At 71.9% G+C, this 2,333-nt stretch carries 3 protein-coding genes; all 3 read left to right on the top strand.

Annotation, left to right across the window (positions count from 1 at the left end; translation table 11 throughout):
- Positions 1–536 (top strand): DMT family transporter (locus I0Q12_RS20695; protein ID WP_197254166.1); only part of this gene is annotated, 536 nt, incomplete at its 5' end.
- 214 nt (positions 537–750) lie between these two features.
- Positions 751–2,154, top strand: coding sequence for a hemolysin family protein (locus tag I0Q12_RS20690; protein WP_197254164.1), 1,404 nt, complete (start codon positions 751–753; stop codon positions 2,152–2,154).
- Positions 2,151–2,333, top strand: a 183-nt coding sequence (locus I0Q12_RS33405; protein ID WP_231611114.1) for a CNNM domain-containing protein, incomplete at its 3' end; no start/stop codon positions are given. The genes I0Q12_RS20690 and I0Q12_RS33405, both read left to right, overlap by 4 nt.

The following is a 2,333-nucleotide window of genomic DNA, read 5'->3' as shown; positions in this document are numbered from 1 at the left end:
CCACCGAAGGCGCGCTCGACGCGGCCGCCCGGCACTGGGCGCTGCCGCTCGGCACGGTCCTGGCGGTCGCGGCCGCGGCCGTCGGCGCCGCCGCGCTCCCGGTCGGCGCCCCCACCCGGGCGCTGCTTCTCGGGTCGGCCGGCGGCATCCTCTTCGGCGTCGCCGTCGTGTTCACCAAACACGTCACCGACCTGTTCGAACACGGCCTCGGCACGGTCGCCGGCTCCTGGCAGACCTGGGCGCTGGTCACCGCCGGTCTCACCGGCGGCTACCTGCAGCAACTCGCCTTCCAGGCCGGGGCGCTCGGCGCATCCCTGCCCGCCCTGACCATCGGCGAACCCCTCGCCGCGGCGTTCCTCGGCATGACCGTGCTCGGGGAACGGCTGCGGGTCGACGGCCCCGGCCTGGCGCTGGTCGTCGCGTCCGTCGTCGTCATGCTCGCCACCACCGTCGCCCTGTCCCGCGACCAGGCGCACCACACCCCCGACACCGCCGCGCACCCGCACGACGCGACCGATCCGGACATCGCCCAGTAGAATGGTGCCCCATCCGACCACGCTCGGCGCGCGGCGACCGCGCGGCCGAGCCCGACGAGAGGAACCAGGTGCCCACGGCACCCACTATCACCAGCACGGCACTATCCCCGGTCGTCACGGCCGACGCGGACTCCGATTCCGCCGGTTCGGAGGGCTCCTCTAGCGAGCCGGGTGACAGACCCGGCGGAACCGAAACCCGGCAGGAGCGGCCCTGATGTCCGTTCTGCTGTCCATACTTTCCCTGGTCGGCTTCGTTGCGCTGACCGTCGGCACGGCCCTGTTCGTGGCCGCCGAATTCTCCCTGACCGCGCTCGAACGCAGCACCGTCGACGCCCACGCCCGGGACGGTGACCGCCGCGCCCGCCAGGTGCAGCACGCCCACCGCACCCTCTCGTTCCAGCTGTCCGGCGCCCAGCTGGGCATCACCATCACCACCCTGATCACCGGCTACCTCGCCGAACCGGTGCTGGCGCGATTCCTGAACCCGCTGTTGCAGGCCGTGGGCCTGAGCGAATCCACCGCCTCCGGCATCTCCCTCGCCCTCGCCCTGATCCTCGCCACCTCCTTCTCGATGATCTTCGGGGAGCTGGTGCCGAAGAACCTGGCCATCGCCCACCCGCTCGGCACCGCCCGCGCCACCGCGGGACTGCAGGTCGCGTTCTCGCTCGTGTTCAAGTGGGCCATCCACGGCCTGAACGGCTCCGCGAACTGGGTGGTGCGGCGGCTCGGCATCGAACCCGCCGAGGAACTGCGCTCGGCGCGGTCCCCGCAGGAACTCGGCTCCCTGGTCCGCGCCTCCGCGGAAAGCGGTGCCCTGGACGAACGCACCGCGTTGCTCGTCGACCGCTCCCTGCGGTTCGGCGACCGCACCGCGGAGGACCTGATGACCCCGCGGGTGACCATCGAATGCCTCGACCAGCACGACACCGTGCTGGACCTGATCGACCTGTCCGACCGCACCGGCTACTCGCGGTTCCCCGTCGTCGACGGCGACCTCGACGCCACCCTCGGGGTCGTGCACGTCAAACACGCCTTCACCGTTCCGGGTCCGCGCCGCGCCCACACCCCGCTGCGCACCCTCGCCCGGCAGGTGCCGATCGTGCCGTCGACCCTCGACGGCGACGAGGTGATGGAACGCGTCCGCGCCGACGGCATGCAGGTCGCGCTCGTCGTCGACGAATACGGCGGCACCGCCGGCATCATCACCATGGAGGACCTCATCGAGGAGATCGTCGGCGACGTCCGCGACGAACACGACGAACCCGAACCCGACGCCCGGCAACTCGACGACGGCTGGTCCTGCTCCGGGCTGCTGCGCATCGACGAGATCGCCGGCCTCACCGGCTACCACGCCCCCGACGGCGACTACGAAACCATCGGCGGCCTGATCCTCGACGAACTCGGCCGCATCCCCGACACCGGCGACGAGATGCTGCTCCCGGCGCGTCCCGGCGACCACACCGAACGCTGGCTCGCCAGGATCCTCGCGATGGACGGGCACCGCATCGACCGGATCCTGCTCACCCCGGTCCCCGCGGACACCGACCCCGACGCGGCCGACACCGCCGCCGCGGGCGACACCGACCCGGTCGCGCACACGAACGGAGAGCAGCGATGAACGACCTGCTCGGTGTCCTGCTCACCGTGGTGCTCCTCGCCGGCAACGCCTTCTTCGTCGGCGCCGAATTCGCGCTCATCACCGCCCGCCGCGACCGACTCGAATCGCTCGTCGCCCAGGGCAAGAAACGCGCCGCGACCGTCATCGACGCCGGGGAGCACCTGTCGCTGATGCTCGCC

Source organism: Rhodococcus sp. CX, from assembly GCF_015865005.1.
In the GTDB taxonomy this organism is placed as follows: domain Bacteria; phylum Actinomycetota; class Actinomycetes; order Mycobacteriales; family Mycobacteriaceae; genus Rhodococcus.
This window is presented reverse-complemented; position numbering and strand designations above follow the sequence as displayed.

Bases quoted from the DNA above. Each gene is read 5' to 3' on its own strand.
- I0Q12_RS20690 (WP_197254164.1), top strand. From the start codon at position 751: ATGTCCGTTCTGCTGTCCATACTTTCCCTGGTCGGCTTCGTTGCGCTG.